Origin of the sequence: Pseudomonas sp. PDNC002 (assembly GCF_016919445.1) — a bacterium.
In the GTDB taxonomy this organism is placed as follows: domain Bacteria; phylum Pseudomonadota; class Gammaproteobacteria; order Pseudomonadales; family Pseudomonadaceae; genus Pseudomonas.
Window position 1 is genome coordinate 699,891 of the sequence record NZ_CP070356.1, and the last position, 24,507, is coordinate 724,397.

Annotated in this window: 19 protein-coding genes; 14 read left to right on the forward strand and 5 right to left on the reverse strand. The window is 65.4% G+C overall.

Going from position 1 to position 24,507, the window contains the following annotated elements:
• The first annotated feature begins 1 nt into the window (after window position 1).
• The 7 genes from JVX91_RS03275 (at window position 2) to JVX91_RS03305 (ending at window position 10,820) form a co-directional block, all read left to right on the forward strand.
• A complete protein-coding gene (locus JVX91_RS03275; RefSeq protein WP_205338014.1) occupies window positions 2-1,813 on the forward strand; it encodes an ATP-binding protein in 1,812 nt (603 codons plus the stop codon).
• Window positions 1,810-3,204, forward strand: a complete 1,395-nt coding sequence (gene dctD / locus JVX91_RS03280; RefSeq protein ID WP_205338015.1) for a two-component system response regulator DctD — start codon at window positions 1,810-1,812, stop codon at window positions 3,202-3,204. Before JVX91_RS03275 ends, dctD begins: the two co-directional genes overlap by 4 nt.
• Window positions 3,205-3,791: 587 nt before the next feature.
• Window positions 3,792-5,243 carry an arginine-ornithine antiporter gene (gene arcD / locus JVX91_RS03285; RefSeq protein WP_169935758.1) on the forward strand — a complete coding sequence of 484 codons (1,452 nt, stop codon included), beginning with the start codon at window positions 3,792-3,794 and terminating at the stop codon, window positions 5,241-5,243.
• Between the two features lie 16 nt (window positions 5,244-5,259).
• A complete protein-coding gene (arcA, locus tag JVX91_RS03290) occupies window positions 5,260-6,516 on the forward strand; it encodes an arginine deiminase (RefSeq protein WP_205338016.1) in 1,257 nt (418 codons plus the stop codon).
• A 123-nt stretch (window positions 6,517-6,639) separates the two neighbouring features.
• Window positions 6,640-7,650: an ornithine carbamoyltransferase gene (locus tag JVX91_RS03295; protein WP_045215705.1), complete on the forward strand. Its 1,011-nt coding sequence runs from the start codon at window positions 6,640-6,642 to the stop codon at window positions 7,648-7,650.
• 72 nt (window positions 7,651-7,722) lie between these two features.
• Window positions 7,723-8,655: a carbamate kinase gene (gene arcC, locus JVX91_RS03300; RefSeq protein ID WP_205338017.1), complete on the forward strand. Its 933-nt coding sequence runs from the start codon at window positions 7,723-7,725 to the stop codon at window positions 8,653-8,655.
• A gap of 266 nt (window positions 8,656-8,921) precedes the next feature.
• Window positions 8,922-10,820: a beta-ketoacyl synthase gene (locus JVX91_RS03305; RefSeq protein ID WP_205338018.1), complete on the forward strand. Its 1,899-nt coding sequence runs from the start codon at window positions 8,922-8,924 to the stop codon at window positions 10,818-10,820.
• 92 nt (window positions 10,821-10,912) lie between these two features.
• Here the strand turns inward: JVX91_RS03305 and JVX91_RS03310 are convergent, their stop codons facing one another.
• Window positions 10,913-11,737, reverse strand: coding sequence for an HDOD domain-containing protein (locus JVX91_RS03310; RefSeq protein WP_205339918.1), 825 nt, complete (start codon window positions 11,735-11,737; stop codon window positions 10,913-10,915).
• Between the two features lie 191 nt (window positions 11,738-11,928).
• Here JVX91_RS03310 and JVX91_RS03315 point away from each other — a divergent pair, with 191 nt between their 5' ends.
• A complete protein-coding gene (locus tag JVX91_RS03315) occupies window positions 11,929-12,468 on the forward strand; it encodes a type 1 glutamine amidotransferase domain-containing protein (protein ID WP_205338019.1) in 540 nt (179 codons plus the stop codon).
• An 84-nt stretch (window positions 12,469-12,552) separates the two neighbouring features.
• On the forward strand, window positions 12,553-13,749 hold the full coding sequence (locus JVX91_RS03320; RefSeq protein WP_081515305.1) for a class I SAM-dependent rRNA methyltransferase: 1,197 nt from the start codon (window positions 12,553-12,555) through the stop codon (window positions 13,747-13,749).
• 243 nt (window positions 13,750-13,992) lie between these two features.
• Here JVX91_RS03320 and JVX91_RS03325 read toward each other — a convergent pair whose 3' ends face one another.
• The gene (locus JVX91_RS03325) at window positions 13,993-14,307 is read right to left on the reverse strand and encodes a hypothetical protein (protein WP_205338020.1); all 315 of its coding nucleotides are present in this window, start codon (window positions 14,305-14,307) and stop codon (window positions 13,993-13,995) included.
• A 376-nt stretch (window positions 14,308-14,683) separates the two neighbouring features.
• On the opposite strand from JVX91_RS03325, the gene ilvD reads away from it, so the two are divergent.
• Window positions 14,684-16,522 (forward strand): dihydroxy-acid dehydratase, encoded by a 1,839-nt coding sequence (gene ilvD / locus JVX91_RS03330; protein WP_205338021.1) that lies wholly within the window; start codon window positions 14,684-14,686, stop codon window positions 16,520-16,522.
• 62 nt (window positions 16,523-16,584) lie between these two features.
• Here ilvD and JVX91_RS03335 read toward each other — a convergent pair whose 3' ends face one another.
• The gene (locus JVX91_RS03335; RefSeq protein ID WP_205338022.1) at window positions 16,585-17,049 is read right to left on the reverse strand and encodes a prepilin-type N-terminal cleavage/methylation domain-containing protein; all 465 of its coding nucleotides are present in this window, start codon (window positions 17,047-17,049) and stop codon (window positions 16,585-16,587) included.
• Window positions 17,050-17,319: 270 nt separating this feature from the next.
• Between JVX91_RS03335 and JVX91_RS03340 the strand changes: the two genes are divergently transcribed.
• On the forward strand, window positions 17,320-18,711 hold the full coding sequence (locus tag JVX91_RS03340; protein ID WP_024762204.1) for a uracil-xanthine permease family protein: 1,392 nt from the start codon (window positions 17,320-17,322) through the stop codon (window positions 18,709-18,711).
• Between the two features lie 49 nt (window positions 18,712-18,760).
• Window positions 18,761-19,228, forward strand: a complete 468-nt coding sequence (locus JVX91_RS03345; RefSeq protein WP_205338023.1) for a metallophosphoesterase family protein — start codon at window positions 18,761-18,763, stop codon at window positions 19,226-19,228.
• A gap of 254 nt (window positions 19,229-19,482) precedes the next feature.
• Here the strand turns inward: JVX91_RS03345 and JVX91_RS03350 are convergent, their stop codons facing one another.
• Both JVX91_RS03350 and JVX91_RS03355 read right to left on the reverse strand, forming a co-directional pair.
• Window positions 19,483-20,856 (reverse strand): GTPase/DUF3482 domain-containing protein, encoded by a 1,374-nt coding sequence (locus JVX91_RS03350; RefSeq protein WP_205338024.1) that lies wholly within the window; start codon window positions 20,854-20,856, stop codon window positions 19,483-19,485.
• Complete coding sequence (locus JVX91_RS03355) at window positions 20,849-22,225, reverse strand: DUF2868 domain-containing protein (protein WP_205338025.1); 1,377 nt, start codon at window positions 22,223-22,225, stop codon at window positions 20,849-20,851. The genes JVX91_RS03350 and JVX91_RS03355 overlap by 8 nt, the downstream gene beginning before the upstream one ends.
• A gap of 179 nt (window positions 22,226-22,404) precedes the next feature.
• Between JVX91_RS03355 and JVX91_RS03360 the strand changes: the two genes are divergently transcribed.
• Complete coding sequence (locus JVX91_RS03360) at window positions 22,405-23,439, forward strand: hypothetical protein (RefSeq protein ID WP_205338026.1); 1,035 nt, start codon at window positions 22,405-22,407, stop codon at window positions 23,437-23,439.
• A complete protein-coding gene (locus JVX91_RS03365) occupies window positions 23,436-24,503 on the forward strand; it encodes a hypothetical protein (protein ID WP_205338027.1) in 1,068 nt (355 codons plus the stop codon). Before JVX91_RS03360 ends, JVX91_RS03365 begins: the two co-directional genes overlap by 4 nt.
• Window positions 24,504-24,507 lie beyond the last annotated feature (4 nt).

A 24,507-nucleotide genomic window follows, 5' to 3' on the forward strand; every position in this document is an offset into this window, starting at 1 on the left:
GATGAACGCCGCCGTGAACCCACACCTGACCCGCTGGCGCTCGCTGGCCCTGCTGGCGCTGCTGCTGGCACCGCTGCTCTGGCCGCTGCACTACTTCGCAGAGCGTTACTACAGCGAGCAGACGGCCGAACAGAACCAGCAGACCCTCGACCTCTACGTCGCCAACCTGCTCGGCACCCTGCGCCGCTACGAAGACCTGCCGCCCATCCTGGGCGAACTGCCGACCCTGCGCGCCGCGCTGCAAGAGCCCGACAGCCTGGTCGCGCAGAATGCCGCCAACCTCGAACTGGCGCGCATCCGCGGGCGCACCGGAGCCGACGTCATCTACCTGATGCAGCCCGATGGGTTGACCCGCGCCGCCTCCAACTGGGACCAGCCGGACAGCTTCGTCGGCCGCAACTTCGCCTTCCGCCCCTATTACAAGGAAGCCCTGCAGGGCAGGCCGGCGCGCTTCTTCGGCCTGGGCACGACCTCCAAGCGGCGCGGCTACTTCTTCGCCAGCGAAGTGCGCGGCAACGACAAGCTGCTCGGCGTGCTGGTGGTCAAGGTCGACCTGGAGCACATGGAGCAGCTATGGGGCAACACGCCGGATCAGCTGCTGGTGATGGACTCCAACGGCGTGGTGATCCTGTCCTCCAATAATGCCTGGCGCTTCCACGCGGGACGCGAGCTGTCGCCGGCGAAGCAGCGCGAAATCGCCGAGAACATCCCCTATCCGGTCCTGCATCCGCTGCCGCTGAAGATCGACCGGCGCCGCTGGATCAGCCAGAGCCGGGAGCTCCAGGAGACCGGCTGGACAGTCAGCATCTACACCCCGCGCACCCAGGTCGACGGGCCGGTGCGCAGCGTCGTGCTGATCGGCGCGGCGACCCTGGTGGCACTCCTGTTGCTGCTCTCGCTGCTGACCATCAGCCGCCGCCACTTCCTCGAACGGATCGCCCTGGAAGCCCAGGCCAAGCATGAACTGGAGCTGCGCGTGCAGGAGCGCACCCGCGAGCTGGAAGATGCCAACACCCGCCTGCTGGAAGAAGTCAGCAACCGCGAGCAGGCGCAGCGCGAGCTGATGCATGCGCAGGACGAAGTGGTACAGGCCGGCAAGCTCACTGCGCTGGGCACCATGTCCGCCAGCATCAGCCATGAACTCAACCAGCCACTGGCGGCCATCCGCAGCTACGCCGACAACGCCCGCGTGCTGCTCGACCACGAGCGCTACGACGACGCTCGCGGCAACCTGCAGCAGATCGGCGAGCTGACCGGACGCATGGCGTCGATCATCGGCCATCTGAAGGCCTACGCCCGCGGTGCCCGCCGCGCACCGGAAAACGTCGCGCTGCAACCGGCGATCAACGACGCCCTGGCCCTGGTCGCGCAACGCCGCCAGGCCATGAACGTGGAGCTGCTGCGCGACCTGCCCGACGCGGCGATCTGGGTCCAGGCGGGCGAGACGCGGCTGCGGCAGATCCTCTCCAACCTGATCTCCAACGCCCTCGATGCGCTCACCGAAAAGGGCCTGCCACGGCGCATCTGGCTGACCGCCGAGCAGACACCCGAGCGCATCGTTCTGTCCCTGCGCGACAACGGCCCCGGCTTCTCCGAGCAAGCCCTGGCACACGCCCGCGAACCCTTCTTCACCACCAAGACCAGCGCCAAGGGCCTCGGCCTCGGCCTGGCCATCTGCGACACCTTGCTGCGCACGCTCGGCGGCCATCTGGAACTGGGGAATCACCCCGAGGGCGGCGCTCTCGTACAATTGCACCTGTTGCCGGGCGTTCCCGGCGTGACCCTGACGCCGCAGGAGGAAACCCGCGCATGAGTTCGGCCGAGCCTTTCGATTCCACCACCCAGGTGCTGCTGATCGATGACGACCCGCACCTGCGCCAGGCGCTCTGCCAGACCCTCGACCTCGCCGGCTTCAAGGTCGTGGCGCTGGGCGATGCGCGGCAGATCGATCCGCAGCGAGCGCGGGACTGGCCAGGAGTGATCGTCAGCGATATCCGCATGCCGGGGATCGATGGCCTGCAATTGCTGGAGCAGCTGCATGCCCAGGACTCGGAGCTGCCGGTCATCCTGGTGACCGGTCACGGCGACGTGCCGCTGGCGGTCAAGGCGATGCGCTCGGGCGCTTACGACTTCCTGGAAAAACCCTTCCCCAGTGATGCCCTGCTGGACAGCGTGCGTCGCGCGCTGGACCTGCGCCGGCTGGTGCTGGAGAACCGCAGCCTGCGCCTGGCGCTGACCGAGCAGAAGGAACTGCGCGGCCGCCTCGTAGGCCAGTCCGCCCCGATGCAACGCCTGCAACAGCAAGTCGCCTCGTTGGCGGCGATCCAGGCTGATGTGCTGATCCTGGGCGAAACCGGTTCCGGCAAGGAAGTGGTGGCCCGCGCGCTGCACGACCTGTCCAGCCGCCGCAACGGTCCCTTCGTCGCCATCAACGCCGGTGCGCTGGCCGAGTCGGTGGTGGAGAGCGAGCTGTTCGGCCATGAACAAGGCGCCTTCACCGGCGCGCAGAAACGGCGCATCGGCAAGTTCGAATTCGCCAATGGCGGCACGCTATTTCTCGACGAGATCGAGAGCATGAGCCTGGACGTGCAGGTGAAGTTGCTGCGCCTGCTGCAGGAACGCACCGTCGAGCGCCTGGGCTCCAACCAGCTCATTCCCCTGGACATCCGCATCATCGCCGCGACCAAGGAAGACCTGCGCCTCGCCTCCGACGAGGGTCGTTTCCGCGCCGACCTCTATTACCGCCTGAACGTCGCCAGCCTGCGCATTCCGCCGCTGCGCGAACGGGGGGATGACATCCTTTTGCTGTTCCAGCATTTTGCCGAGCGCGGCGCCGAGCGCCATGGTGTGAGCCCGCGCCCGCTGGACTCCGGGCAGCGGGCACAACTGCTCGCCCACGGCTGGCCGGGCAATGTCCGCGAACTGCAGAACGCCGCCGAGCGCTACGCCCTCGGGCTCGACCTGGGCCTGGACGAGAGCCGGGGACAGGCGCTCGCCGGTGCAACGGGCGGCGGGCTGAACGACCAGGTGGAATCCTTCGAGCGCTCACTGATCGCCGCCGAGATGAGCCGTCCGCACAACTCCCTGCGCAGCCTTGCCGAGGCGCTGGGCATACCGCGCAAGACATTGCACGACAAGCTGCGCAAACACGGCCTGCTGTTCGCCGGCAGTGGCGGAAATTCCGCCGACGATAGCGAGGGCTGAGCAAAAATCCGCCGACCGCGCTGACTGCGACCAAGGGCGAACAGCGCAGCTGCGCGGCCTGGCGTAGTCTTCCGTGGCTGGCATACACCTTGCTCTGCGACATCGGGTGTGGATGCCTGGCGCATCCCACCTTCGCGACGTGCTCGCCACGCCGCGCCCGCCGGGCCACGAACCCGACGGTGTCCTTCGGCTACTTGCCATCTCGCGCCTTCATCCGCTTGGCGCATCGCCGGGTGCAGTGATCCTGCCCCGGCCAATCCCCCTCTTCCGCACCCTCGCTCAGGACTTTCCTACATAACGGACCTGGGCTCGCTCGCGCCTGCGAATCGACCTCAACGACTTGTCCTGCTTGGGCTGGCATCCCCAACCGCCATTCAGTGGTCATGGGACTGCGATCAAATCTTCACGAAATCCCCTCTAAATCGGGCACTAATGCAAATCCTCTCCTATGGTTTATCCGGGGTGAGCGGAGCAGGAAGTACCGCTCGAAACATTGGATAGCAAGCTATTGACCTGGGTCAGGGGCGCTCCCCGATGACAAGCGCCTAATAGCTTCACTCTCCAACTTCCTATAGGGAGATTCTTAAATGTCGCAAGAAAGCAGCCAAAAACTACGACTCGGCGCGCTGACAGCGCTGGTCGTAGGCTCCATGATCGGCGGGGGCATTTTCTCCCTGCCACAAAACATGGCGGCCAGCGCAGACGTCGGCGCCATTCTCATCGGTTGGGCCATCACCGCGGTCGGCATGCTGACCCTGGCTTTCGTCTTCCAGACGCTGGCCAACCGTAAACCGCAGCTCGACGGCGGTGTGTACGCCTACGCCAAGGCCGGTTTCGGTGACTACATGGGCTTCTCCTCGGCCTGGGGTTACTGGATCAGCGCCTGGCTCGGCAACGTCGGTTACTTCCTCCTGCTGTTCAGCACCCTGGGCTACTTCTTCCCGATCTTCGGCAAGGGCGACACCGTCGCGGCGATCATCTGCGCGTCGATTCTGCTGTGGGCCCTGCACTTCCTCGTGCTGCGCGGGATCAAGGAAGCGGCGTTCATCAACACCATCACCACGGTGGCGAAGATCGTCCCGCTGTTCCTGTTCATCCTGATCTGCCTGTTCGCCTTCAAGCTGGACATCTTCACCGCTGACATCTGGGGCAAGAGCAATCCTGACCTGGGCAGCGTGATGAACCAGGTGCGCAACATGATGCTGGTCACCGTGTGGGTGTTCATCGGCATCGAAGGCGCGAGCATCTTCTCCTCCCGTGCGGAAAAACGTTCGGACGTCGGTAAGGCCACCGTGATCGGCTTCATCACCGTCCTGCTGCTGCTGGTACTGGTGAACGTGCTGTCCATGGGCGTGATGACCCAGCCGGAACTGGCCAAGCTGCAGAACCCGTCGATGGCGCTGGTGCTGGAGCATGTGGTCGGCCACTGGGGCGCGGTCCTGATCAGCGTCGGCCTGCTCATCTCCCTGCTGGGTGCGCTGCTCTCCTGGGTCCTGCTGTGCGCCGAGATCATGTTCGCCGCCGCCAAGGACCACACCATGCCGGAGTTCCTCCGCAAGGAGAACGCCAACCAGGTGCCGGCCAACGCCCTCTGGCTGACCAACATCTGCGTGCAGGTCTTCCTGGTCATCGTGTTCTTCACCTCGGGCAGCTCCGACGGTGGCATGGACCCGTACACCAAGATGCTGCTGCTTGCGACCTCGATGATCCTGATCCCGTACTTCTGGTCCGCGGCCTACGGCCTGCTGCTGGCAGTCAAGGGCGAAACCTACGAGACCGACTCGGCTGACCGCACCAAGGACCTGATCATTGCCGGTATCTCGGTCATCTACGCCATCTGGCTGATCTACGCCGGTGGTCTGAAGTACCTGCTGCTGTCGGCGCTGCTGTACGCGCCGGGGGTAATCCTCTTCGCTAAAGCGAAACGTGAAGTGGGCCAACCCATCTTCACCAATATCGAGAAGCTGATCTTCGCTGGCGTTGTAATCGGCGCCCTGATAGCGGCGTACGGCCTCTACGACGGCTTCCTCACTCTGTAACTCCTGGAGACATCTCATGAGCACGGAAAAAACCAAACTTGGCGTCCATTCTGAAGCTGGCAAACTACGCAAAGTGATGGTCTGCTCGCCCGGACTCGCCCATCAACGCCTGACCCCGAGCAACTGCGACGAGTTGCTGTTCGACGACGTTATCTGGGTGAACCAGGCGAAGCGTGACCACTTCGATTTCGTCACCAAGATGCGCGAGCGTGGCATCGACGTCCTCGAAATGCACAACCTGCTGACCGAGACCGTCCAGAACCCCGAGGCCCTCAAGTGGATCCTCGATCGCAAGATCACCAATGACAGCGTTGGCGTAGGCCTGACCCAGGAACTGCGCGGCTGGCTCGAAAGCCTGGAGCCTCGCAAGCTGGCGGAATTCCTCATCGGCGGCGTGGCCTCCGACGACATCCCCGAGAGCGAAGGCGCCAAGGCGCTGAAGATGTACCGCGACTACCTCGGTCACTCCAGCTTCCTGCTGCCGCCGCTGCCCAACACCCAGTTCACCCGTGACACCACCTGCTGGATCTACGGCGGTGTGACCCTGAACCCGATGTACTGGCCGGCGCGACGTCAGGAAACCCTGCTGACCACCGCGATCTACAAGTTCCACCCGGAATTCACCAACGCCGAATTCGAAGTCTGGTACGGCGATCCGGACAAGGACCACGGCATGTCCACCCTCGAAGGCGGCGACGTCATGCCCATCGGCAACGGCGTCGTGCTGATCGGCATGGGTGAGCGCTCCTCCCGTCAAGCCATCGGCCAAGTGGCCCAGGCACTGTTCGCCAAAGGCGCAGCAGAGAAAGTCATCGTCGCCGGCCTGCCGAAGTCCCGCGCCGCGATGCACCTGGACACCGTCTTCACCTTCTGCGACCGCGACCTGGTCACCGTCTTCCCGGAAGTGGTGAAAGAGATCGTTGCCTTCACCCTGCGTCCGGACGAGAAGAGCCCCTACGGCATCAACGTCCAGCGCGAAGACAAGGACTTCATGACCGTCGTCGCCGAGAGCCTGGGCCTGAAGAAACTGCGCGTCGTCGAGACTGGCGGCAACAGCTTCGCTGCCGAACGCGAACAGTGGGACGACGGCAACAACGTGGTCTGCCTGGAGCCGGGCGTGGTGGTTGGTTATGACCGCAACACCTACACCAACACCCTGCTGCGCAAGGCTGGCGTGGAAGTCATCACCATCAGCGCCGGCGAACTGGGCCGGGGCCGTGGCGGCGGTCACTGCATGACCTGCCCGATCATCCGCGATCCGGTCGACTACTAAGAAACCGGCTACACCCAACAGAGCGCAACGAACTGAAGAGGCGGCCCTAGCCAGGGCCGCCCGCCCCGCCAGCCACGAGCTGTACTGACGAGGCCAAGATTCCATCCCACAAGGAGAACGAACATGGCTTTCAATATGCACAACCGCAACCTGCTCAGCCTGATGCACCACAGCACTCGCGAGTTGCGCTATCTGCTCGACCTGTCCCGCGACCTGAAACGCGCCAAGTACACCGGTACCGAGCAGCAACACCTCAAAGGCAACAACATCGCTCTGATCTTCGAAAAGACCTCGACCCGCACCCGTTGCGCCTTCGAAGTCGCCGCCTATGACCAGGGCGCCAACGTCACCTACATCGACCCGAACTCCTCGCAGATCGGCCACAAGGAATCGATGAAGGACACCGCCCGCGTACTCGGCCGCATGTACGACGCCATCGAATACCGTGGCTTCAAGCAGGAAATCGTCGAGGAACTGGCCAAGTTCGCCGGCGTACCGGTGTTCAACGGCCTGACCGACGAGTACCACCCGACCCAGATGCTGGCCGACGTGCTGACCATGCGCGAGCACAGCGACAAGCCGCTGCACGACATCAGCTACGCCTACCTGGGCGACGCCCGCAACAACATGGGTAACTCCCTGCTGCTGATCGGCGCCAAACTCGGCATGGACGTACGCATCGCCGCTCCGAAGGAACTGTGGCCGACCGACGAGCACGTCGCCGCCTGCAAGAAATTCGCTGAAGAAAGCGGTGCTCGCATCACCATCACCGAAGACCCGAAAGTAGCCGTCAAGGGCGTGGACTTCATCCACACCGACGTCTGGGTATCCATGGGTGAGCCGGTGGAAGCCTGGGGCGAACGCATCAACGAACTGCTGCCCTACCAGGTCAACATGGACATGATGAAAGCCGCCGGTAACCCGCGCGTGAAGTTCATGCACTGCCTGCCCGCCTTCCACAACAGCGAGACCAAGGTCGGCAAAGAAATCGCCGCCAAGTACCCGAACCTGAAGAACGGCATCGAAGTGACCGAAGACGTCTTCGAATCCCCGTACAACATTGCCTTCGAGCAAGCGGAGAACCGCATGCACACCATCAAGGCAATCCTCGTTTCGACCCTCGCCGACATGTAATGCCGGACAGCCCCCGGCCAGCGGTTTCCCTGCTGGCCCGGGGGCCATCCCACTCTTTTGGAGGTACTGAATATGCGTATCGTCGTCGCATTGGGCGGTAATGCCCTGCTGCGTCGTGGCGAGCCCATGACTGCCGACAATCAACGGCTGAACGTTCGCATCGCCGCCGAGCAGATCGCCAAGGTCGCCCCCGGCAATGAACTGGTGATCGCCCACGGCAACGGGCCGCAAGTCGGCCTCCTGGCCCTACAGGGCGCCGCCTACGACAAGGTTGCACCCTATCCGCTGGACGTCCTCGGCGCCGAAACCGAGGGCATGATCGGCTACATGATCGAACAGGAAATGGGCAACCTGCTGCCGTTCGAAGTGCCGTTCGCCACCATCCTCACCCAGGTCGAAGTGGACGCCAAAGATCCGGCTTTCCAGAACCCGACCAAGCCGATCGGCCCGGTCTATTCGAAGGAAGAAGCTGAAGCCCTGGCCAAGGAGAAAGGCTGGAGCATCGCTCCGGACGGCGACAAGTTCCGCCGCGTGGTCGCCAGCCCCCGTCCGAAGCGCATCTTCGAGATTCGCCCAGTCAAGTGGCTGCTGGAAAAAGGCACCATCGTCATCTGTGCAGGCGGCGGCGGTATCCCGACCATGTATGACGAATCCGGCAAGAAGCTTTCCGGCGTCGAAGCGGTGATCGACAAGGACCTCTGCTCCTCGCTGCTGGCTCAGGAGCTGTCGGCTGACATCCTGATCATCGCCACCGACGTGGACGCGGCCTACATCGACTGGGGCAAACCGACCCAGAAAGGCATCGCCCAGGCCCACCCGGACGAACTGGAGCGCCTCGGCTTCGCCGCTGGCTCCATGGGTCCGAAGGTCATGGCGGCCATCGAGTTCGCCCGCGCCACCGGTAAAGACGCAGTGATCGGCTCGCTGGAAAACATCGTCGCCATCACCAAAGGCGAATCCGGCACCCGCGTCAGCACCAAAAAGGCAGGCATCGAGTACCGTTAAGCCCTGTCCTCAGCAAAGGCAACATCGAAACGGGAGCCCTCATGGCTCCCGTTTTCGTTCAAGGACCCTGCACGATCCCCCCGGAAACTCGTCGCCTTCTTCCGACAATTCCTGGCGCAAGCGTGACTCGGCAGTCATCATCCTCGTCAGCTAAAGCATTCGAATCACTAGAAGCCACCGCCTGGCTTTGTGCTACCGGGCCGCGCCTCCCTGCGCAACTGGCGCCCTGTCGCACAAGATGCACTTGCTGAAGGAGTTTCCGAGAGATGTCTCGACTACCGGTCATCGTTGGTTTTGGTGGATATAACGCGGCAGGCCGCAGTTCCTTCCACCATGGGTTCCGCCGCACCGTCCTCGAATCCATGGAGCCCGCCGCCCGCCAGGAAACCCTCGCCGGCCTCGCGGTAATGATGAAGCTGGTCAAGGTCGTCGACGGCCAGTACCAGGATGCCGATGGCAAAACCCTGGACCTGGCCGCCATCGAACAGCGCTTCGCCGAGCAGATTCGCCAGTCCACCCTGATCCGTCGCATCGAACTGCAATACCTCGACGTCGACGCCGCGCACTGCCACAAGAGCCTGACCGTCAGCACTGCCGGCACGCCGGTAACCTTCACCACCCTGCGCAAGCAACTGCCCGAGCCGCTGCCGGCCAACTGGTCGGTGGAAGAGGCCGAAGGCAGCGAAGTCCGCGTTACCCTGCACGACAGCTGCGAATTCAAGGTCGACAGTTACCGCGCGCTGCCGGTGAAATCCGCCGGCCAACTGCCCACCGGCTTCGAGCCGGGCGAGCTGTACAACTCGCGTTTCCACCCGCGTGGCCTGCAGATGTCCGTGGTCGCCGCCACCGACGCGGTGCGCTCCACCGGCATCGACTGGCAGACCATCTGCAACGCCGTGCAACCCGACGAAATCGCCGTGTTCTCCAGCAGCATCATGAGCCAGCTGGACGAAAACGGCTTCGGCGGCCTGCTGCAATCGCGCCTGCGCGGCCACCGCGTCTCGGCCAAGCAGCTGCCGCTGGGCTTCAACAGCATGCCCACCGACTTCATCAACGCCTACGTGCTGGGCAGCGTCGGCATGACCGGCAGCGTCACCGGCGCCTGCGCCACCTTCCTGTACAACCTGCAGAAAGGCATCGACGTCATCACCACCGGCCAGGCTCGCGTGGCCATCGTCGGCAACGCCGAGGCGCCGATCACCTCGGAGATCATCGAGGGCTACGCCGCCATGGGCGCGCTGGCCACTGAGGAAGGCCTGCGCCACATCGAAGGTCGCGACGACGTCGACTTCCGCCGCGCCAGCCGCCCGTTCGGCGAAAACTGCGGCTTCTCCCTGGCCGAGTCCGCGCAGTACGTGGTGCTGATGGACGACGCCCTGGCCCTGGAGCTGGGCGCCGATATCCATGGCTCGGTGACCGACGTGTTCATCAACGCCGACGGCTTCAAGAAATCCATCTCCGCGCCCGGCCCGGGCAACTACCTGACCATGGCCAAGGCCGTGGCCGCCGCCGCGCAGATCGTCGGTGAAGACAGCGTGCGCCAGCACAGCTTCGTCCACGCCCACGGCTCCAGCACCCCGGCCAACCGCGTGACCGAATCGGAAATCCTCGACCGCGTCGCCACCGCTTTCGGTATCAGCAACTGGCCGACCACCGCAGTGAAAGCCTTCGTCGGCCATTCCCTGGCAACCGCCAGCGCCGACCAGTTGATCTCCGCCCTGGGCACCTTCCGCTACGGCGTCATCCCCGGCATCAAGACCGTGGACACCTTCGCCGACGACGTCTTCAAGGACCACATCGCCCTGTCCAACACCGATGTGCGCCGCGATGATCTGGAAGTCTGCTTCATCAACTCCAAGGGCTTCGGCGGTAACAACGCCACTGGCGTGCTGTTGTCCCCTACCGTCACCGAGAAGATGCTGCGCAAGCGCCATGGCGACGCTGCCTTCAACGACTACCAGGCCCGCCGCGAAGCCACCCGCGCCGCCGCCCGCCAGTACGACGAAGCCGCGACACAGGGCCGTTTCGACATCATCTACAACTTCGGCAATGACATGATCGACGAGCAGGCCATCGAGATCAGCGACCAAGGCATCCAGGTCCCCGGCTTCAGCCAGACCATCGCCTACAAGAAGGATGAGCGCTTCAGCGACATGATCGACTGATCGCCGACGTTGAACGAAAAAGCCGGGCAGATGCCCGGCTTTTTCATGCTTGACGATTCACTCGGTGTGGCCGCTCCCACACCTGGCTCCGATCAGTACGTCCCCTGCCCCACGCCCAGCTCGAGAATGCTCGCCTTGAGGTTCTCGAAGTCGTATTCGCTGAGCCCGACGTAATCCAGCACCAGCGCCCGCACGCTCTCCCACTCGTGGTCCTCGTCCTGGTTGCCCAGCACGCGGTAGGAGCCGCAGATGTGCTCGGCCATCTTGAGGATCGCCAGCAGATTCTTCAGCTGGGTATCGCGGGAGTTGTCATCGCTGAAGATCGACAACGCGTTGTGGTGGTTGGCGATGGCCTCGCAGACATGCTCCGGCAGCCGCCAGGAGCGCGCGGTGAAGTAGCCGACCACCGCATGGTTGGTGTTCAGCACACGGTTCTCGGTATCCACCACGCGGCGTTCGTCGCTGGCACTGGCGTACGCCTCTTCCAGCACCACCATGTAATTGGGGAAGCGCTTGAGCATCAGCGGAATGCCGCAGTTGTGGAACAGCCCCAGCGCGTACGCCTCGTCCACCGATTCGTAGCCGATGCGCTTGGCCAGGGTCAGGCAGCTCATGGCCACGTCCTGGGCGGTGTCCCAGAAGCGATTGAGCGTGACGATGGTGTCGTCGGTCATCTCGCCCTTGATCGACTGGGCGTTGATCAGGTTGATCACCGAGCGGCTGCCCAGCAGGTTCACCGCACGCTGGATCGAAGTGATGCGGTTCGCCAGGCCGAAGAACGGCGAGTTCACCAGCTTCAGCAGCGCGCCGGACAGCCCCGGGTCCTGGCTGATCAGCTTGGCGATCGCCTTCAGGTCCGGATTGGGCATGAACTGCTCCATCTGCAGGTCAACCATGATCTGCGGCTGCGGCGGCACGCTGATGCCCTGCAGGGCCTGACGGATCTGTTCGGCGGAGAGTTCTTGGGACATGGGTGCGCTGATGAAAGTTGACGGGGTGCACAGTTTACCCAGAGCCGAGGCGTCTGGAAGGACTGCTTTTGATTGAACTTTCATCGGCAACTGTGTCGGAACCTTTACACCCAAGCGGAAGAAATGGGAGACACGCCATGAGCCAGACACTCAAAGGCAAGACCATCGCCATCCTGGTCACCGATGGTTTCGAGCAGGTCGAACTGACCGGCCCACGGGAAGCACTCGAGGAGGCCGGCGCCAAGGTGAAAATCCTCTCCGACAGCACCGACAAGGTACGCGGCTGGAACCACGACAAGCCGGCGGACACTTTCAAGGTCGATGGCACCTTCGAGACCGCCCGCGTGGATGACTACGACGCCGTGCTGCTGCCGGGCGGCGTCTTCAACTCCGATCAGATACGCAACCTGCCCAAGGCCCAGGAAATCGTGCAGAAGGCCGACCAGGCCGGCAAACCCATCGCCGTGATCTGCCATGGCGCCTGGCTGCTGGTCTCGGCCGGACTGGTCAAGGGCAGGACACTGACCAGCTGGAATTCGCTCAAGGACGACATCAACAACGCTGGCGGCCACTGGGTCGACCGCCAGGTGGTCAAGGACGGGCATCTGATCAGCAGCCGCAAGCCTGACGACATCCCCGCCTTCAACAAGCAACTGATCGAAACCCTGGCCGCCTGATGAACCGATGGAAAGGCACGCGCCACGCTCCGGCGGCGCGTGCCGCTGCGCTATAATCCCGCTCTTTTGCCGGAGCCCTACCCCATGACCCTGCCCAGCCTGCGTCTGAAAGCCAACGCCGAGCGCCGCCTGCGCGCCGGCCACCTGTGGGTCTACAGCAACGAGGTGGACGTCGCCGCCACCCCGCTGAACGGCTTCGGCGCCGGCGAGCAGGCCATCCTCGAAATGGCCAACGGCAAGCCGCTGGGCATCGTCGCGATGAGCCCGAACAACCTCATCTGCGCCCGCCTGATCTCCCGCGATACCAAGCACGTTCTCGACAAATCCCTGCTGGTTCACCGCCTGAACGTCGCGCTCAGCCTGCGCGACCGCCTGTTCGACAAGCCCTTCTACCGCCTGGTCTATGGTGACTCCGACCTGCTGCCGGGCCTGGTAGTCGACCGTTTCGGCGACGTGCTGGTGGTCCAACTCGCCTCGGCGACCATGGAAAAGCACCGCGACGACGTGCTCGCCGCCCTGCTGCAAGTGCTCAAGCCCAGCGCCGTACTGTGGAAGAACGACTCCAGCGCACGCGATGCCGAAGGCCTGGAGCGCTACGTGGCGAATGCCTATGGCGAAGTCCCTGAGTGGGTTGCCCTGGAAGAGAACGGCGTGAAGTTCGAAGCCCCGGTCCTTGCCGGCCAGAAGACCGGCTGGTTCTACGACCACCGCATGAACCGCGCGCGCCTGCAGCCCTATGTGCAGGGCAAGCGCGTGCTGGACCTGTTCAGCTACATCGGCGGCTGGGGCATCCAGGCCGCGGCCTTCGGCGCCAGCGAAGTGATGTGCGTCGATGCCTCCGGCTTCGCCCTCGATGGCGTGGAGCGCAACGCCACCCTCAACGGCCTGGCCGAGAAGGTAGCCTGCGTGGAAGGCGACGTGTTCGACGCCCTGCGCGAGCTGAAGGCCGCCGACGAGCGCTTCGACGTGATCGTTGCCGACCCGCCCGCTTTCATCAAGCGCAAGAAGGACCTGAAGAACGGCGAGGCCGCCTACCGTCGCCTCAACGAGCAGGCCATGCGCCTGCTGTCCAAGGACGGCGTGCTGGTCAGCGCCTCCTGCTCGATGCACCTGCCCGAGGACGACCTGCAGAACATCCTGCTGGGCAGCGCCCGCCACCTGGACCGCAACATCCAACTGCTCGAGCGCGGCGGCCAGGGCCCGGACCACCCGGTCCACCTGGCGATCCCGGAAACCCGCTACATCAAGAGCCTGACCGTCCGCCTGCTGCCTAACGGCTAAGACGGTAAGCACGAAAACGGGGCGCCTCCTCTCGGGATGCGCCCCGTTTTTCGTTTCAACGGCAGATGGCGGATAACGCTCGAGGCGTTATGCGCCCTACGACCGGCAACGCTGCATCATTTCATCGGCATCAGCAAAGTAGGGCGCATAAAGCGGAACGCTTTATCCGCCGGCTCTATCCACGAGTCGGCGGATAACGCTTGGGGTGTTATGCGCCCTACGAGATAAGGTCCCTCACCCCCTTCACTTCACCGGCATCAACGAATCCGCCTCGCTGATCACCGCCTTGCCCGTCTTGCGTTCGAACAGGCACAGCTCGCGACCCTGTTTGCCCTGCATGTGCTTCTGTGGATAGCGACCGCCGATCATCAGCGCCGTGTAGCCCACGCTGTCGTCGAACAGCACCGGCGCGCCCAGCACCTTCTTGTTCTGCAGATGGCTCAGCGCCAGGCAGGCTTCGCGCTGCTGCTTGTCCTGCGCCTGCCAGGCCGCATCGGACGAGGCCTGCACGCTGCCGACGAAGAGCGTGGCCAATAGGGCGACGGGGATGATTCTCATGGAGTTGCTCCTTCAACGAACGGGATCAAAAAGCGTCAATCGCCATTCTGACCACGCCTGCTCGGCGAAAGTCTATGGCCCGCGCCGACCGCCAGCCTTTCCCTGGCAGCAAGGGCCGGCGTAGAATCCGGCTCATTCCTGCCATTTATCCCCCGGCGGGCCTGTGAGCCCCGGCCGAGCAGGCGGTGACCCCGCCAAGCCCCGCGCCGACCTCGCCCATGCAAGGCCATCTGCTGTTTGCATCCGGTGCGTACCGCGCTCACGATACGACTTAGAGTCTGCTCAAGGTCTCGCCGGCCAGCGCCATCCGCTGCACGCCGCCGCACAGAAGACCCGGATCGACTCCCACCGTGCACCTGAGCCGCAGGAACCTGTCATGCCCGATTACCGTTCGAAAACCTCCACCCACGGCCGCAACATGGCCGGCGCCCGCGCTCTCTGGCGCGCCACCGGGATGAAGGACGAAGACTTCAAGAAGCCGATCATCGCCATCGCCAACTCCTTTACCCAGTTCGTGCCCGGCCACGTGCACCTGAAGGACCTGGGCCAGCTGGTCGCCCGCGAGATCGAAAAACACGGCGGCGTGGCCAAGGAATTCAACACCATCGCCGTGGACGACGGCATCGCCATGGGCCATGACGGCATGCTCTATTCCCTGCCGTCGCGCGAGATCATCGCCGACTCCGTGGAATACATGGTCAACGCCCACTGCGCCGACGCCATCGTCTGCATCTCCAACTGCGACAAGATCACCCCCGGCATGCTGATGGCCGCCCTGCGCCTGAACATCCCGGTGGTGTTCGTCTCCGGCGGCCCGATGGAAGCCGGCAAGACCAAGCTGGCCAACCACGGCCTGGACCTGGTGGACGCCATGGTCGTCGCCGCCGACGACTCCTGCTCCGACGAGAAAGTCGCCGAGTACGAGCGCAGCGCCTGCCCGACCTGCGGTTCCTGCTCCGGCATGTTCACCGCCAACTCGATGAACTGCCTGACCGAGGCCCTGGGCCTGTCCCTGCCGGGCAACGGCTCGACCCTCGCCACCCACGCCGACCGCGAGCAGCTGTTCCTGCGCGCCGGCCGCCTGGCCGTCGAACTGTGCCAGCGCTACTACGGCGAGGGCGACGAGTCCGTGCTGCCGCGCAATGTCGCCAGCTTCAAGGCGTTCGAGAACGCCATGACCCTGGACATCGCCATGGGCGGCTCGACCAACACCATCCTGCACCTGCTGGCCGCCGCCCAGGAGGCGGAGATCGCCTTCGACCTGCGCGACATCGATCGCCTGTCGCGCAAGGTGCCGCAGCTGTGCAAAGTCGCGCCGAACATCCAGAAGTACCACATGGAAGACGTGCACCGCGCCGGCGGCATCTTCTCCATCCTCGGCGAACTGGCCCGTGGCGGCCTGCTGCACACCGACGTACCGACCGTGCACAGCCCGAGCATGGCCGACGCCATCGCCGAATGGGACATCACCCAGACCCAGGACGAGAAGGTCCACACCTTCTTCAAGGCCGGCCCTGCCGGCATCCCGACCCAGGTGGCGTTCAGCCAGAGCACCCGCTGGGACACCCTGGACGATGACCGCGCCGAAGGCTGCATCCGCAGCGTCGAGCACGCCTACTCCCAGGAAGGCGGCCTGGCCGTGCTGTACGGCAACATCGCCCTCGACGGCTGCGTGGTGAAGACCGCCGGCGTCGACGAGTCCATCCATGTGTTCGAAGGCCGCGCGAAGATCTTCGAGAGCCAGGACGGTGCCGTGAAAGGCATCCTCGCCGACGAAGTGAAGCCGGGCGACATCGTGATCATCCGCTACGAAGGCCCGAAAGGCGGCCCGGGCATGCAGGAAATGCTGTACCCGACCAGCTACCTGAAGTCCAAGGGCCTGGGCAAGGACTGCGCCCTGCTCACCGACGGCCGTTTCTCCGGCGGTACCTCGGGCCTGTCCATCGGCCACGCCTCGCCGGAAGCTGCCGCAGGCGGCGCCATCGGCCTGGTGCAGGACGGCGACAAGGTGCTGATCGACATCCCCAACCGCAGCATCAACCTGCTGGTGAGCGATGAAGAGCTGGCCGCCCGCCGCGTCGAGCAGGACAAGAAAGGCTGGAAGCCGGTACATCCGCGCGCGCGCAAGGTGAGCACCGCACTGAAAGCCTATGCCCTGCTGGCCACCAGCGCCGACAAGGGCGCGGTACGCGACAAGGCGCTGCTGGACGGCTGACGCCCCGCACGAAACGAGAAAGCCCGGCGAATGCCGGGCTTTTTTGTTGGCGCCGCAGGTCCTCAGGAGCCGGACTTGGCCGCCTTCGGACAATCGCCCGTGCCCGGCTTGAGACCACGATCGGCATTGCAGACCGTGCCGTTCTCCGTCCACACGATATTCCCGGAGGTGCCGTCCTTCTTCGGCTCCAGTTCGAACTTGAGCGGATTTCCATCGGCGTCGGTCGAGACGGAAGTAGCCTTGATCACGCCATTCTCCACCGAGTAATCGCCGGAGATGTTCGAGGTCGCGGCCAGGCTTGGCGGAATGCCGAACTCGCCGGCATTGCACTCGTCAACCTTGGCTGCCTCGGCGATACACAGGCTCACGGCGGTTTTCACGCCGGACAACTCCGCCTTCGCGGCCGCCGCATGGGAGCGCGAGGAGTAGTTCGAATACAGGGGGAGGGAAACCGAAGCGAGGATGCCGATGATCGCCACGACGATCATCAGTTCGATCAGGGTGAAGCCACTTTGCACGTTCTTCATCGTCAAATCCTTCTGATGAGGGGAATTCCGGAGCCCTCATGGCGCCGGCCCGGTGCAGTGAAGCCGGCGATTCGAAAGGCGGCATTCAGACGTTTCCGCGCGGGACGCTGAAAGGTTGCCGTTTCCCTGACGATCCAGGCCACAGTAAGCCTGATCCCACAAATGACGGCTGTATTTCTGAAGGTCCGCTTGTCCTTCCTTGCCTCATGGCACTGTGCGATCCCGCTCCAGGCCAGTAAAATCGCGCTCCTTTTTCCCGGACCGCCGCCCATGAGCTCCCTCGAGAACCCGTCCGCCGCCAAGGACCAGCCCGACCTGGTCTACGGCCTGGAAGACCGCCCCGCCCTGCCCATCGCCCTGCTCGCGGCGCTGCAGCACCTGCTGGCGATCATCGTGCCCATCGTCACCCCCGGCCTGCTGATCTGCCAGGCGCTGGGCGTGTCGCCGCGCGACACCAACCTGATCGTGTCGATGTCGCTGGTTATCTCCGGCATCGCCACCTTCGTCCAGTGCAAGCGCTTCGGGCCTTTCGGCGCGGGGCTGCTGATCGTCCAGGGCACCAGCTTCAACTTCGTCGGCCCGCTGATCGCCGGCGGTGCGCTGATGGTGAAGAACGGCACGCCGGTGGAAGCGGTGATGGCGGCGATTTTCGGCGTGGTCATGGCCGGCTCCTTCGTGGAGATGGGCGTGTCGCGCATCCTGCCCTTCGTGAAGCGCCTGATCACCCCGCTGGTCACCGGCATCGTGGTGCTGATGATCGGCCTCACCCTGATCAAGGTCGGCCTGATCAGCATGGGTGGCGGCTTCTCCGCCATGTCCAACGGCACCTTCGCCAACGGCGAGAACCTGATGCTGTCGGGCCTGGTGCTGGCGATCATCGTCATCCTCAACCGCATCCCGGTGGTGTGGATGCGCAGCGGCGCCATCGTCATCGCCCTGGCCGTGGGCTACGCGCTGGCCGGCTACCTGGGCCGCCTGGACTTCACCGGCATGCACGAGGCGCCGGCCTTCCAGGTCCCGGTGCCGCTGCACTTCGGCCTGGGCTTCTCCTGGAGCCTGTTCATCCCGATGCTGGTGATCTACCTGGTGACCTCGCTGGAAGCCATCGGTGACGTCACCGCCACCAGCAAGATTTCCAAGCAGCCGGTCGAAGGCCCGCTGTGGATGCAACGCATCAAGGGCGGCGTGCTGGTGAACGGCGCCAACTCGCTGCTGGCCGGCCTGTTCAACACCTTCCCCAGCTCGGTGTTCGCACAGAACAATGGCGTGATCCAGCTGACCGGCGTCGCCAGCCGCCACGTCGGCCTGTGGATCGCCGCGATGCTCATCGTGCTGGGCCTGTTCCCCAGCGTCGCCGGGGTGATCCAGGCCGTGCCGGAGCCGGTGCTCGGCGGCGCGGTGATGGTGATGTTCGGCGCGGTCGCCGCCTCCGGCATCAACATCCTCGCCGGCACCCACCTGGATCGCCGCGCGCTGCTGATCATCGCCGTCAGCCTCGCGCTGGGCCTGGGCATCTCCCAGGTGCCGGAGTTCCTCGCGCACATGCCCCACGCGATCCGCAACGTGCTGGAATCCGGCGTCGCCACCGGCGGCATCTGCGCGCTGCTGCTGAACTGGTTCCTCCCCGAGTCCGACGCCGCCAAGGCCTCGCACAACGGTTGATCTGCCACGACGCCACCTTCGGGTGGCGTCGTCGTTTATGCTCCCTGGCATGACCACTTCCCTGCGCATCGGCGTCGTCGCCGACACCCACGGCCTGCTGCGCCCCGAAGCGCTGGCGGCGCTGCGCGGCTGCGAGCGCATCCTGCACCTGGGCGATATCGGCCCCGCTTCGCTGCTCGATCAACTCCGCGAGCTAGCCCCGCTGGACGTGGTGCGCGGCAACAACGACACCGACGACTGGGCGGACGCGTTGCCGGAAACCTTGCTGCTGGCGCTGGGCGGCCTGCGGCTTTATCTGATCCACGACCTCAAGTATTTGGCCATCGATCCCGTCGCCGAAGGTATCGACGTGGTGCTCGCGGGGCATTCGCACAAGCCGCTGAACGAGGTGCGCGATGAGGTTCTATACCTGAATCCGGGGAGCGCGGGGCCGCGGCGGTTCAAGTTGCCGATTGCGCTGGCGATTCTGGAGATCGTCGACGGGCAACCCTGGGTGGAGATGGTTTCGCTCGTCTGAGAGCGTTTGCGAGGCCGCATCCGTTCCCTACGGAAAACGGCATTCCCCACATCCGTGGGTCACAAGCCCGCTCCTACAGGGAAATCCGCCGCCCATGCTTGCCCTCACCCCAGCCCTCTCCCAACGGGAGAGGGGGCAGATCGTACCGGCTAATACTGTTGGCTCTCCCCGCACCGTACGGTCCCCTCTCCCTCCGGGAGAGGGTTAGGGTGAGGGGGCGTCAGCTATGCCGATCGCGCCAATTGACGATGGGCTCACGGCTCTAGCAAATGAGCCGCCAACTGCGCCACCGCCTCCTGCCGCTCGGTCTTCTCCGAGCGCCGCTTGCCATTGAGACCCGACCACTCCGGATGCGCCCGCGCCTTGCGCAGGGCATCGGGCAGCTTGCCTTCGCGCCATTGCTTGTCTTCCGGCGATTGCAGGTGGATCGCCTCCACCGCCGCATGCCCGCGAGTCTGCAACGCCGCCAGCAGTTGCCGCTGCCGCAGCGCCAGCAGTCGCAGCACGCTGTCGTCTACGGAGAGCTCGCGGCTGCCCTTGAGCTTGCCCAGCAGGCGCTGGCCGTAATGGCCGACGGTCTGCCACGCGCCCCCGGCGATGGCACCCAGCGCGGTCGCCGCACCGAGCGTCAGCCCGCCGACCAGCAGATCGATCCCCGCCCCCGCCGCTGCGCCGGCCGCCACGCCACCGCCGAGACGAATGCCCAGTTGGCGCAGGGTTTCCGGATTGAACAGGTCATCGCCCCAGCGGCCGTCCATCAATGGCAGGTCCGCCGCGCGGGCGTCGTCCTTGCGGAAGGCGTAGAGGCTGAGCAGCGCCTTCACGCAGGTGTCTTCGCGCTTGCGCACCTGGTTGCGCAGCGTCTCGGTGGCGGCGCGCACGGCGGCATCGCCGGCCGGCACCAGTTGGCGACAGGCGGCGACATCCACCAGCAATTCGGCGATCAACCGCGCACCGGCCTCGCGGCGGGCGACTGCCTGCGCTTCGTGATCGGCCACCAGTCGATCCAGCTGCGGGCGCGCACGCTCCATCAACAGAGCAAGGCTTTCGTAGAGGCGGCGCTCGCCATCCAGCGGCGGCGCCACGCTGTCGAAGCGAACCAGCGCATGTAGACCAAGGCGGGACAGCGCCTCGCGCCACTGCTCTTCGCGGTGCTGCGGGCTGGCGACGAAATTGAGCACCGGCAGCAGCGGCCGGGCGCAGGCGGCGAGCACGGCCAATTCGTCGCGGTACTTGGCCAGCACCGGCTCGCGGGCGTCGATCACATAGAGGCCCGCGTCGGAGGCTAGCAACTGGCGCAGTACCTTGGCTTCCTGCTCGAAGCGGCCGCGGGCTTCGCTACCGTCGAGGAAGCGGCGCAGTTTTTCCGGGCCATCGAGACGTTCGCCGGGGCGCTCCAGGCCGTCGAGGAAGTCGCGCAGGGCGATGGCGTCTTCCAGGCCCGGCGTGTCGTACAGCTCCAGCAGCGGCTCGCCGTCCACCGACAGGCGCGCGCCTTCCACATGCCGTGTGGTGCTGGGGCGATGAGAGACTTCACCAAATCCGACATCACGGGTCAGGGTCCGCAGCAGCGAGGTCTTGCCGACATTGGTGTGGCCGACCACGGCCAGTTTCAGCGCATCAGTCATGCCCGGTCTCCAGCCAACCTAACGGGGATGCCGAGGTGTGAGGCAAATTCAGCCGCTCGATGCCGGCGTGCCAATCGCCCAGGCGCTCGGCGTCCAGCGCTTCACCCGGCGGCGCCTGCAGCAGCCAGACGCGAGTGGCGGCGGCGCAACGCGACAGTTCGGCGATCAACGCCAAAGTGCCGCGATCCGGCGAGCGGCGCGGGTCGCAGGCGATCACCAGGCGTGCCGGCGGGTAGCGGGTCAGTTGCTCCAGCAGGCGGCGGCGCTGGGCGCCGTCGTCGAGGTCGCCAGCATTGGCGATACTTTCCGGCAGCTTTGGCGGCCAGTTGGGTCGGTCCAGCAGTTCGATGGAAACCAGCAGCGCGCCATCGGCGGTGGACGCCGGCAACTGCGCTTGTGGCTCGACCAGCTCATCCGGTGCGGCATCGCTGACACCCAGCCGTTCGCTGGCCGGCATCAGGCGTTCGCGCAGCAGGGCGTAGCCGGGCAGCGAGACATCCAGCGCCAGCTGCGCCCGCCCGCGCTTCCAGCGCCACAGGCAAAGCAACCAGAGCGCGCCGCGCAGCAGCACGCCGTAGACCAGCAGGATGCCCACCAGCCAGCCGGCCCAGGCGTGGCGCGCGTTCTCGCTGGCCACCAGGACATCGCCGCTGGCGCGCACCAGCTCCGAATCCGGCTGCGGGAAGCCGAGCAGGGACGGCAGCGCACCCAGGCCATGGGTCAGTGCGATGAAGGTATCGCCGCCGAGAATGGTGGTCTCCCAGACGAAGCCGTAGCGCCGCGTCGCCAGCAGCGCCAGCAGCACGCCCAGCGCGCTGCTCAGCGCGACAAACCACAGGCCGTGGACCAGCAGGCCAAGCGCCCAGCGGGTCAGCTTCTGCCGGTCCAGCAGCACCAGCAGCGCGGGCGCCAGCTGCGCCGCATGGGCATCGCGGGCGAGCTTGCCGCTCAGCCACAGCCACAGGCGCCCGAGCGCGCCGGCCGCCTCGCCGCCGGCGAAGAAGGCCAGCGTCCAGCCAATGAGGGTAATCAAGTGCAGGCCGAGCAGGCTGGCCAAAGCCCAGAACACGTTGACCGGGCGCTGACCGTCGCCCAGCGCGGCGAAGGCCAGGCCGCCGCCGGTGAACAGCGCCAGGGCCAGCAGCAGGTAGATCGACAGGCGCGCTCCCTGGCTCCAGGTGCGCAAGGCGGCGCGCTGGCCATCGCGCTCGGCCAGCAGCAGCGCGCGGTTCTGCAGGCGCTGCGCGAGGTCGCCACCGCCGACGATGGCGCGGCGATTGGCCTCGCTGTCTTCCAGGGGACCGACCTGTTCCTCGCGCAGGCGCACGGCCTCGCACAGCCACAGGGATTGGAGGGCGGACTCGCTCACGGGTTCTCCGACAATCGGTATTCGCCAGCAAGGATAACCGCTGCTCGCCGTGGCGTCCCGGCGGCGCCGGTAACACCCTGCATCGTCAACCAAACCAAGGAGGGGCTCTCGCCAGGCGCGGGCGGGCTCAGACTCAGCGGATAGCACTGCCCCTATAAAAACAACAATGAGGCCTCGCCATGCTGCGCTCGCTGCTCAGTGCCTTGCCCCTGCTGCTCGCCGCCGCCACCGCGGCGGCCGTGGAAACACCGCCGGTGCGCCCTTCCGACTGGGGCCCGGATACCCCGCTGATGCAGGCCGTGCCGCCGCGCGTGCTGGACGCCAGCGTCAGCGCTCGGCAGTCCGCCAGCAATACCTCGCAACTGTGGATCAGCCAGACCGACTTCCGCCTGCACGACGACATCGGCTTCTTCATCCGCAAGATGCTGATCCAGATGAGCCCGGTGGCCGGCGCGGGCACGCCGCTGATGCTCGACGACCCGAAGTCCATGGTCGCGCGCATCCAGGCCGGGGATATCTTCGTCGCCGACGCCACCCTCGCCAGCCTGCTCAACGAGGAGCTGCGCAACGCCAATGCGCCGGTGCGCAACCTGAAGCTCAGCACCCGCGCCGATGGCCAGGAAGTCCACGGCGAACTGCTGCGCAAGGGGCGCTGGCGGCCGTTGCGGATGGTCACCGGGATCGAGCAGGCCGGCCCGCTGAAGGTGGCGCTGGTGCCGCAGCGGATCTACGTCGACAACGTGGACGTCACGCCCTCGCTGAGCGCCGCGTCCATCGAGATGTCCGAGGTGCTGCAACTGCACACCGCGCACATGCAGTTGATCGGCAACCGCATCCTGGTCGACCTCGACGGCCTGTTCCCGCCGCCGCGCCTGGACTTCACCGTGCGAAGCCTGAAACTGGCCGATGGCGGCATGGACCTGCTGCTGGGCAGCGAGCTGGCCGAACTGAAATGGCCGCAGCTCAAGGCGCCGAAGAGCTACATGTTCATCGAGGGCGGCGACATCAAGATGGCGCGGACCATCCTGGTGAAGGCCTACGCGCTGTTCACCAGCCTCAGCCCCGACGCCCCGCTGCTGTTCAACCTCTACGACTACCGGCGCCAGCTGCAGTACGGCGAAATCCGCCTGCGCGAGGACGGCATGGTGCACATCGCGGTATCTCCCATAAAAGCGCCCGTGAAGGCGCCCGCCCCGGAGGAGAAAGCCCTATGAGAACCCTCCTCGCCTCCCTGCTCCTGCTGGCGTTTGCCGGCAACGCCGCCGCCGAGAGCGCCATCGACAAGCAGCAGCGCGAACTGGGCGTGCTGCGCCAGGGCTGGTTCCAGCAGACGCCGCCGGCAGCAGACTTCAAGGCCAGCCGGCCGGGCGGCCTGCGCGACTCCGGCCAGGACGGCGTGGGCATCCTGCTGAACAACGTGGACCTCTATTTCCAGGGCGGCATCGGCTTCCACAGCCCGCAGCTCAAGGGCTGGCTAGTGCCGCTCAAGGCCGGCGAGCCCATCGACTTCGACCGCCCGCAGGACATGCGCATCAACGTCTCCGAAGGCGAGGTGATCCTCAGCCCCGAGCAGCTCGCCAACCTGTTCAACCAGCACATCCTCGATTACCCGGAGACCATGCTGCGCGGCTTCCAGCTGAGCGTCGAAGGCGACCGCCTGCTGGTGGCCGGCGAAGTCCAGCCGCTGGGCGTCGGGCCCTGGCTGCCGCTGCGGCTGTCCGGCACGGTGAAGCTCGACGGCGACAACCTCGACTACCAGCCCGACAGCGTGAAGGTGCTCGGCGTGCCCAGCTACGGCGCCATGAGCCTGGTCGGCCTGCGCCTGGATTCGCTGGTGACCCTGGAGCGGCCCGGCGCGGTGCTGCAGGACAACGTGATGCACCTGAACTACCACCAGGTCTTCCCCCTGGTGGGCATCGATGGCCGCGTAGAATCCAGCTGGCTGGACGCCAAGGGCCTGCACCTGAAGTTCGCGCCCAAGCCCGGCGCCGCTTCGCTGGCCTTCGAACCGCCGCGCCAGGCGGGGCCGTCCTATATCTGGCTGCAGTCGGGGGACCTGAAGATCTTCGAGATCCTGATTACCTACTCGCAGGTGCTGCTCAAGGCCGAGCAGCCGGACCAGACGCTCTCATTCAACCTCAAGGACTACCGCAAGGTGCTCTCCACCGGCATTACCCAGGTCAACGAGGACGGCACCTTCTTCATGCGCGTTCCGCCGCCCGCCGGCCCCGCCGAGGGCGAGCGGCTGGTATCCTCTGGCACTGGGAGTTCCCACTGATGTT

What these genes read in the sequence shown, in the direction of transcription:
- JVX91_RS03275 (WP_205338014.1), top strand. Translation starts at nt 2, where the DNA reads ATGAACGCCGCCGTGAACCCACACCTGACCCGCTGGCGCTCGCTGGCC.
- ilvD (WP_205338021.1), top strand. Translation starts at nt 14,684, where the DNA reads ATGCCCGATTACCGTTCGAAAACCTCCACCCACGGCCGCAACATGGCC.
- JVX91_RS03305 (WP_205338018.1), top strand. Translation starts at nt 8,922, where the DNA reads ATGTCTCGACTACCGGTCATCGTTGGTTTTGGTGGATATAACGCGGCA.
- JVX91_RS03315 (WP_205338019.1), top strand. Translation starts at nt 11,929, where the DNA reads ATGAGCCAGACACTCAAAGGCAAGACCATCGCCATCCTGGTCACCGAT.
- JVX91_RS03320 (WP_081515305.1), top strand. Translation starts at nt 12,553, where the DNA reads ATGACCCTGCCCAGCCTGCGTCTGAAAGCCAACGCCGAGCGCCGCCTG.
- JVX91_RS03340 (WP_024762204.1), top strand. Translation starts at nt 17,320, where the DNA reads ATGAGCTCCCTCGAGAACCCGTCCGCCGCCAAGGACCAGCCCGACCTG.
- arcC (WP_205338017.1), top strand. Translation starts at nt 7,723, where the DNA reads ATGCGTATCGTCGTCGCATTGGGCGGTAATGCCCTGCTGCGTCGTGGC.
- JVX91_RS03325 (WP_205338020.1), bottom strand. Translation starts at nt 14,307, where the DNA reads ATGAGAATCATCCCCGTCGCCCTATTGGCCACGCTCTTCGTCGGCAGC.
- JVX91_RS03335 (WP_205338022.1), bottom strand. Translation starts at nt 17,049, where the DNA reads ATGAAGAACGTGCAAAGTGGCTTCACCCTGATCGAACTGATGATCGTC.
- arcA (WP_205338016.1), top strand. Translation starts at nt 5,260, where the DNA reads ATGAGCACGGAAAAAACCAAACTTGGCGTCCATTCTGAAGCTGGCAAA.
- JVX91_RS03295 (WP_045215705.1), top strand. Translation starts at nt 6,640, where the DNA reads ATGGCTTTCAATATGCACAACCGCAACCTGCTCAGCCTGATGCACCAC.
- JVX91_RS03365 (WP_205338027.1), top strand. Translation starts at nt 23,436, where the DNA reads ATGAGAACCCTCCTCGCCTCCCTGCTCCTGCTGGCGTTTGCCGGCAAC.
- arcD (WP_169935758.1), top strand. Translation starts at nt 3,792, where the DNA reads ATGTCGCAAGAAAGCAGCCAAAAACTACGACTCGGCGCGCTGACAGCG.
- JVX91_RS03350 (WP_205338024.1), bottom strand. Translation starts at nt 20,856, where the DNA reads ATGACTGATGCGCTGAAACTGGCCGTGGTCGGCCACACCAATGTCGGC.
- JVX91_RS03345 (WP_205338023.1), top strand. Translation starts at nt 18,761, where the DNA reads ATGACCACTTCCCTGCGCATCGGCGTCGTCGCCGACACCCACGGCCTG.
- dctD (WP_205338015.1), top strand. Translation starts at nt 1,810, where the DNA reads ATGAGTTCGGCCGAGCCTTTCGATTCCACCACCCAGGTGCTGCTGATC.
- JVX91_RS03360 (WP_205338026.1), top strand. Translation starts at nt 22,405, where the DNA reads ATGCTGCGCTCGCTGCTCAGTGCCTTGCCCCTGCTGCTCGCCGCCGCC.